The sequence below is a fragment of the Corynebacterium sp. UMB8791 genome (assembly GCF_054166365.1).
Window position 1 is genome coordinate 1 of record NZ_JBSZCG010000141.1, and the last position, 6,360, is coordinate 6,360.

Below are 6,360 nucleotides of genomic sequence, written 5' to 3' on the forward strand. Positions count from 1 at the left end.
ATGGGGCTGTGCGCGCGATTTGTGGAGCGTCGTCTAGACTTCGACGGTATGCAACCGGAGACGCTCGCTCGAATCAAACGTATTGACGCCACGTTGACCACTATCGAAAAAGTCATGGACCTCGACGAAATGGCCCTGCGCATCAAAGAACTCGAGCAGCAAGCCGGCGACCCGAGCCTCTGGGACGACCCCGCCCACGCGCAGCAGGTCACCTCGGAGCTCTCCAGCGTCCAGGCTCGCCTGAAGAAAGTCACGAGCTTGCGCTCGCGTATCGACGACCTCCCCGTCATGTACGAACTCGCCGAAGAGGAAGGCGATCCTTCGCTCGCCGACGATGAGCTCGACGCCGTCGAAGCGGACGTCGATTCCCTGGAAGTGCAGACGATGCTGTCGGGCGAGTACGACGAGCGCGAGGCCGTCGTCAACATCCGCTCCGGCGCCGGCGGTGTTGATGCTGCTGACTGGGCCGAGATGCTCATGCGCATGTACATCCGCTGGGCAGAGAAGCACGGCCACAAGGTGGACGTGTACGACATTTCTTACGCGGAAGAGGCTGGGATTAAGTCGGCGACCTTCGTGGTGCACGGGGAATATATGTACGGCCAGCTCTCCGTCGAGCAGGGCGCGCACCGGCTGGTGCGTATCTCGCCGTTCGACAACCAGGCGCGGCGCCAGACCTCGTTCGCTGAGGTAGAAGTGCTGCCGGTGGTCGAGCACACCGACCACATCGACATCCCGGATTCCGATATCCGTGTGGACGTCTACCGCTCCTCGGGTCCCGGCGGGCAGTCGGTGAACACCACAGACTCGGCGGTGCGCATCACGCACATCCCAACCGGCATCGTGGTGACCTGCCAGAACGAGAAATCTCAGATCCAGAACAAGGCGTCCGCGCTCAACGTGCTGCAGTCCAAGCTCCTGGAGAAGAAACGCATGGAAGAAAAGGCTGAGATGGACGCCCTCGGTGCCGGTGGCAACGCCAGCTGGGGCAACCAGATGCGCTCCTATGTGCTGCACCCGTACCAGATGGTGAAGGACCTGCGCACGAACTACGAGGTGGGGGACCCGCAGAAGGTGCTCGACGGCGACATCGACGGCTTCCTGGAGGCCGGTATCCGCTGGCGCATGGAGCAACTTCAGTCACAGGAGCAACAGAAGAAGTAGTAGTGTGTAGCGGGTGATCACTTTTTCCAACGTGACGAAGGTCTACCCGACGTCCACACGCCCAGCACTCGACGATGTCTCATTCGAAATTGCCGACGGCGACTTCGTCTTCCTCATCGGCCCGTCCGGGTCCGGCAAGTCGACGTTGCTTCAGCTGATGATCCGTGAGGAAAACCTGACCTCGGGGGATATCTACTTCGACGACTTCCACGTCAACGCATTAAAGGGCAGCAACGTAAACCTGCTGCGTCAGTCCATCGGCTACGTCTTCCAGGACTTCAGGCTGCTGCCCAAGCTGAGCGTCTACGACAATGTGGCCTTCGCGCTCGAGGTGATCGGGAAGAAGAAGCAGCGCATCGCAAAGCTGGTGCCGGAGGCCCTTGAGCTGGTCGGACTGGATGCGAAAGCGAACCGTATGCCACACGAACTGTCAGGCGGCGAGCAGCAGCGCGTCGCAATCGCGCGAGCGTTCGTCGATAAGCCCCCACTCGTCCTCGCCGACGAGCCCACGGGCAACCTCGACCCGGGAACCTCCGACGAGATCATGGCGCTGCTCGCGCGCATCAACCGCCTTGGCACCACCGTTGTGATGTCCACCCACAACGCGCGCGCCGTCAACGAGATGCGCCAGCGCGTCATGGAACTGCACCTGGGCAAACTTGTTCGCGACGACGCCAACGGCGTCTACGGAACCGTGAGGGGATAAGCATGAACTGGAACTTCATTTTCCGCGAAGGCCTCCGCGGCCTCGGGCGCAACTTCACCATGACCATCGCGCTCATCATCACCACCGCGCTCTCGCTCGTGCTCGTCGGCGCCGGCATCCTTATCTCGCAGGCGACGAGCGCGACGAAGGACCTCTACCTCGACCGCGTCGAAGTCATGGTGGAGCTCGACGAGACCATCTCCGCTGAGGACAGCGACTGCTCCTCCGAGGCCTGCCGCGAGGTCCGCGACACCCTGCAAGCCGACGACCGCGTCGAACAGGTGATCTTCCGCTCCCGCGAGCAGTCCTACGAACGCTTCGTGGAGCTCTTCCAAGATTCCGAGCCGGACCTCGTGCGCGAAACCTCCCCGGACGCACTGCCCGCCGCACTGCACGTGCGACTCAAGGACCCATCCGACATCGCACCCATCGACGCCATCCGCGACATGCCCCAAGTCGCCATGGTCAGCGACCAAGCCGACACCGTACGCGAGGCCGCCGGCACCATGGACACGTTCCGCAACGTGACTTTCGTCGTCGCCGCGGCGCAGGCACTGGCATCGCTGTTCCTGATCGTGAACATGGTCCAGCTCGCCGCGTACAACCGCCGCGAGCAGATTGCGATCATGCGCATGGTTGGTGCATCCCGCTGGTTTACCCAGGCGCCGTTTGTGCTGGAGGCGGTGCTCTCCGTGCTGATCGGTGCGGTACTTGCCACCGTGTTGGCGTGGGTAGGGAAGCGCTCACTCGTCGACCCGATCCTCGGCGACCTCTACGCCTCCCAACTCGTCGCCCGAGTTCCGGACTCCGCCGTCCTGACAGTGATGCCGCTTGTCGGTCTTGGAGCCGTCGTCATCGGCGCACTCGCAGCTCAGGTGGCACTGCGCAGCTACGTACGGAAGTAGTAGGGTGGAACGCCTATGGGCAAGAAGAAGAAACAAAAGCTGAGCAACACCGGGGTCCTCGCGACCAACCGGAAAGCGCGCCACGACTACAACATCCTGGACACCTGGGAGGCCGGCATCGTGCTCGTCGGCACCGAGATCAAGTCGCTGCGCGAAGGCAAGGTGTCCCTGGTCGAGGCGTTCGCCACCATCGATAACGGTGAGGTCTGGCTGCGCAACATGCACATCCCGGAGTACTCCAAAGGGCACTGGACGAACCACCCGCCACGCCGGACCCGCAAGCTGCTCATGCACCGCCGCGAAATCGACTCCCTGCAGGGCAAACTTCGCGACGGCAACCGCACCCTCATCCCGCTCTCGCTCTACCTCAAGGACGGCCGCGCGAAAGTGGAGCTCGGCCTGGGGCAGGGTAAGCAGGACTACGACAAGCGACAAGCCATCAAACGCCGCGCCGAAGATCGCGAAATTGCTCGTGACCTTGGCAGGAAGTTCAAAGGCATCAAGGCCTAAGGAGATTTCAGGTTGAAGCAAGCACTCGTCACAGGCGCCTCCCGCGGTATCGGTCGTGCGATCGCGGAGGAACTCGGCCGCGACCACCACGTCTACGTCGGCGCCTCCCGCTACGCCTCCGAGGTCGTCAGCGCACTGCCCAACGCCGAGCCCTTCGAGGTTGACCTCACCGACAGTGCTGCGATGGCGGAGGCGGCGTCGAACATTCAAGAGCTCGACGTGCTCGTGCTCGCCGCAGGCGTCATGATGCCCGCCCGCCTCACCGACCTTACCGAGGCCGACCTGCGTCGCACCATGGAAGTCAACGTGATCGCACCAATGCTGCTGACGAAAGCGCTCTTGCCCGCGTTGCGACGCAGCAACGGCCTCATCTTGACCATCAACTCCGGCGCCGGCTTCTTTGGTATCGACGGCAGCTCCGCCTACTGCGCCTCCAAATTCGGCCTGCGCGGCTTCACCGATTCCCTCCGCTTGGAGGAAGCCGGAGCCGTGCGCGTGACCTCCCTGCACCCGGGGCGCACCGACACCGACATGCTCCACGGCGACACCAGCGGGCCGAAGATGACGCCACAATCCGTGGCGAAGGCCGCACGCCTCGCCGTCGACGCCGGTCCGGATGCCGTCGTCGAATTCCTGCGCATCACCCCAACCCCGTAAATAGAGGCCCTTGCGCGGGAGCGTATTCGTCGGCTAGGGTGGTGCTTCTACGGTTCCCGTAGTACGAGGGGTCGATTCTGGTTTCGACTTCATCGACTAAGCCAGGGGAAGCGTGCCGGTGCAGGCTGTGCTGCACCGCGTGCCCGGTTCCTTCCACGACGCCCCGCGGATTCCGGAGGCCTCGAACCAAGCGCTCACTCGGGGAAATTCCCTCTACGGGCCCAGCACCCCGATTTACGTGAAGCGCACCAATGGCACCGAATCAATGTGCACCGTCGCCGTGGCGGGCCACGACGATAAAGGGCACAAGTACGCGCTGACCGCCGGGCACTGCGGTGAAGTTGGCGACGCCGTCACCTCCGCCGACTCCTGGCAAGTCGGGCCTTCCGGCACCATCGTGGAGGTCAACCGGGACCTCGACTACGCACTGATCGAGCTGGGCTCGAACGCGGAGGTGACACGCTCCTACAACGGCGTCCACATCAACCACCTCGGCAGCAAGCCGATCAAGCCCGGCAACGTGGTGTGCAAGCAGGGCGTGGCCTCCGGCCGAACGTGCGGCGTGACGCTGCACGACTGGGAGTCCATGAACATCTCCCACACCTGCGCCATGCAGGGCGATTCGGGCGCACCCGTAGTGGTGGGCGACCGCCTCGTCGGCATCCTGAACGGCGGGGTGCTCCCATCGCCGTTCGATGTCTCGTGCCACAGCCCGCTGCAGGGCGTGATTCACGCGCCGACGGGCGCCGTCCGGCTGGACGCGGTGCTGTCCACGCTGGACAACGGCTTCCGCCTGCCCTAAGGCTTCAAGCGCTTGAAGTTTCTTAGACGCCGATTACCTTCCGGGCGGCGTCGTGCAGCAGCCCGTTCGTGGCGATCGCGTCGCCGCCGTGCGGTCCAGGCTCACCGTTGAGTGAGCTAAACGTGCCACCGGCCTCCGTGACCAGGACAGACAGAGCAGCGAGGTCCCACACAGAAACCTCCGGTTCTGCCGCGATGTCGACGGCGCCCTCGGCCACCAGGCAGTAGCCGAAGAAATCCCCGTAGCCGCGCAGGCGCCAGGTGCGCTCAGTGAGTGCGATGAAGTTCTCCTGCAGGCCACGTGCCTTCCAGCCCTCAAGCGAAGACATCGCCAGGGAGGCATCCGCAAGCTCGCTCACATGGGAGACCTCGAGGCGCTTCAGGCTGCCCTTGTTAAACGTCCGCCACGCGCCCGAGCCTTGGGCCGCGTACCAGCGGCGCGCAAGCGCTGGGGCAGAGACGACGCCTAGGACTGGTTGGCCGTCGACAAGCAGTGAAATCAACGTCGCCCACACGGGAACGCCGCGAACGAAGTTCTTCGTGCCGTCGATCGGGTCGATGACCCACTGGCGGCCCTCGAAGACGGTCTCTCCGCCGAACTCTTCGCCAACGATCGAGTCGCCTGGACGCGCCTCGGCGAGGCGCTCACGCAACACCTCCTCGACAGCAACATCGGCGTCGGAAACCGGGGTCATATCCGGCTTCGATTTCACCTTTAGATCGGACGCTTCGAAGCGGTCGAGCGTAATCGCGTCGGCAGCATCCGCAAGCTCTAGTGCAAGTGCGAGGTCATCGTCATAAAGATTCGTCATGCTCAGTAAGCCTAGCTTCAATGTCCGACACAATTTGTGGATTTCCGGCAACACACCAGGTCACCCCGCCCGCGGGCACCTTCTTTGCCACGCCCCCAACGGCCTCGATGAGCGCCTTGCCCGGCAGCCAATCCCAGTCAGCGACGGAGTGCTGTAGCCAGCCGCCCAACTGGCCACTAGCGATATTTGAAAGGTCGACGGAGCCCGCGCCCCACATACGGATCGTCGCCGCATCGCGCACCGCGCGCAACCACGCATTTCGGATGGCGTCATCCCGCATGAACGTCGGGTGCAGGTAGGTGACCAGGCCCTGCGAGGGAAGCGACGCCGGTGCAAGGTCGGGCAGTGGCTCGCCGTTGCGCGTCGCAACGCCGTCGTGGGCAAGCCACGTGGTTTTCATCGCCGGGCGGTGCACCGCGCCAATCAGGATGCGCGCCGGGTCCGAGGGGTCGCCCTCTACCAGCGCGAGCGCCGAGCAGAAGTAGTCCGATCCCTGCGTGAAGTTAAACGTGCCATCAACCGGGTCAATCACCCACGTCCGTGAGGAATCGCCATGTTTGGAAGCACCCTCTTCGCCGAGGACGCCGTCGTGTGGGCGCAGCTCGGCGAGCGTTTCTGCGACGAATCGTTCCGCGGCACGGTCCGCCTCCGTCACCACGTCGGAAATTGAGGTCTTGTAATCCGTTGAAAGGCCTTCCTCCCGCATCCGCAGCGCAAGCGAGCCAGCATGCTCAACCAGCGCGGCGGCCAGTGTTGCGTCATCAGAGTCGCGATGTTGCTCAATGAAAGAAGTCATGTACCCATT

General features: G+C 63.6%; 8 protein-coding genes. 6 read left to right on the forward strand and 2 right to left on the reverse strand.

From position 1 onward, the window contains the following. The first annotated feature begins 48 nt into the window (after nucleotides 1-48). The 6 genes from prfB to ACXIUA_RS09675 all read left to right on the forward strand — a co-directional run bounded on the left by prfB (nucleotide 49) and on the right by ACXIUA_RS09675 (nucleotide 4,744). On the forward strand, nucleotides 49-1,164 hold the full coding sequence (prfB, locus tag ACXIUA_RS09650) for a peptide chain release factor 2 (RefSeq protein WP_457976699.1): 1,116 nt from the start codon (nucleotides 49-51) through the stop codon (nucleotides 1,162-1,164). Nucleotides 1,165-1,177: 13 nt separating this feature from the next. Further along, nucleotides 1,178-1,870 carry a cell division ATP-binding protein FtsE gene (gene ftsE / locus ACXIUA_RS09655; RefSeq protein ID WP_256000960.1) on the forward strand — a complete coding sequence of 231 codons (693 nt, stop codon included), beginning with the start codon at nucleotides 1,178-1,180 and terminating at the stop codon, nucleotides 1,868-1,870. A gap of 2 nt (nucleotides 1,871-1,872) precedes the next feature. After that, on the forward strand, nucleotides 1,873-2,775 hold the full coding sequence (gene ftsX, locus ACXIUA_RS09660; RefSeq protein WP_457976695.1) for a permease-like cell division protein FtsX: 903 nt from the start codon (nucleotides 1,873-1,875) through the stop codon (nucleotides 2,773-2,775). Nucleotides 2,776-2,790: 15 nt separating this feature from the next. Beyond that, nucleotides 2,791-3,285 carry an SsrA-binding protein SmpB gene (gene smpB, locus ACXIUA_RS09665; RefSeq protein ID WP_070976007.1) on the forward strand — a complete coding sequence of 165 codons (495 nt, stop codon included), beginning with the start codon at nucleotides 2,791-2,793 and terminating at the stop codon, nucleotides 3,283-3,285. A 12-nt stretch (nucleotides 3,286-3,297) separates the two neighbouring features. Next, on the forward strand, nucleotides 3,298-3,942 hold the full coding sequence (locus ACXIUA_RS09670; RefSeq protein ID WP_457976696.1) for an SDR family oxidoreductase: 645 nt from the start codon (nucleotides 3,298-3,300) through the stop codon (nucleotides 3,940-3,942). Nucleotides 3,943-4,054: 112 nt separating this feature from the next. Continuing rightward, entirely contained in the window at nucleotides 4,055-4,744 is a 690-nt protein-coding gene (locus ACXIUA_RS09675; protein WP_457976697.1) for a S1 family peptidase, read from the forward strand. A 22-nt stretch (nucleotides 4,745-4,766) separates the two neighbouring features. Here the strand turns inward: ACXIUA_RS09675 and hisN are convergent, their stop codons facing one another. Together hisN and ACXIUA_RS09685 are read right to left on the reverse strand one after the other, a co-directional pair. Further along, complete coding sequence (gene hisN / locus ACXIUA_RS09680; RefSeq protein ID WP_457976698.1) at nucleotides 4,767-5,555, reverse strand: histidinol-phosphatase; 789 nt, start codon at nucleotides 5,553-5,555, stop codon at nucleotides 4,767-4,769. Then, entirely contained in the window at nucleotides 5,539-6,351 is an 813-nt protein-coding gene (locus tag ACXIUA_RS09685) for an inositol monophosphatase family protein (protein WP_252931487.1), read from the reverse strand. Before ACXIUA_RS09685 ends, hisN begins: the two co-directional genes overlap by 17 nt. Nucleotides 6,352-6,360 lie beyond the last annotated feature (9 nt).

What these genes read in the sequence shown, in the direction of transcription:
- prfB (WP_457976699.1), top strand. Translation starts at nt 49, where the DNA reads ATGCAACCGGAGACGCTCGCTCGAATCAAACGTATTGACGCCACGTTG.
- ftsX (WP_457976695.1), top strand. Translation starts at nt 1,873, where the DNA reads ATGAACTGGAACTTCATTTTCCGCGAAGGCCTCCGCGGCCTCGGGCGC.
- smpB (WP_070976007.1), top strand. Translation starts at nt 2,791, where the DNA reads ATGGGCAAGAAGAAGAAACAAAAGCTGAGCAACACCGGGGTCCTCGCG.
- hisN (WP_457976698.1), bottom strand. Translation starts at nt 5,555, where the DNA reads ATGACGAATCTTTATGACGATGACCTCGCACTTGCACTAGAGCTTGCG.
- ACXIUA_RS09685 (WP_252931487.1), bottom strand. Translation starts at nt 6,351, where the DNA reads ATGACTTCTTTCATTGAGCAACATCGCGACTCTGATGACGCAACACTG.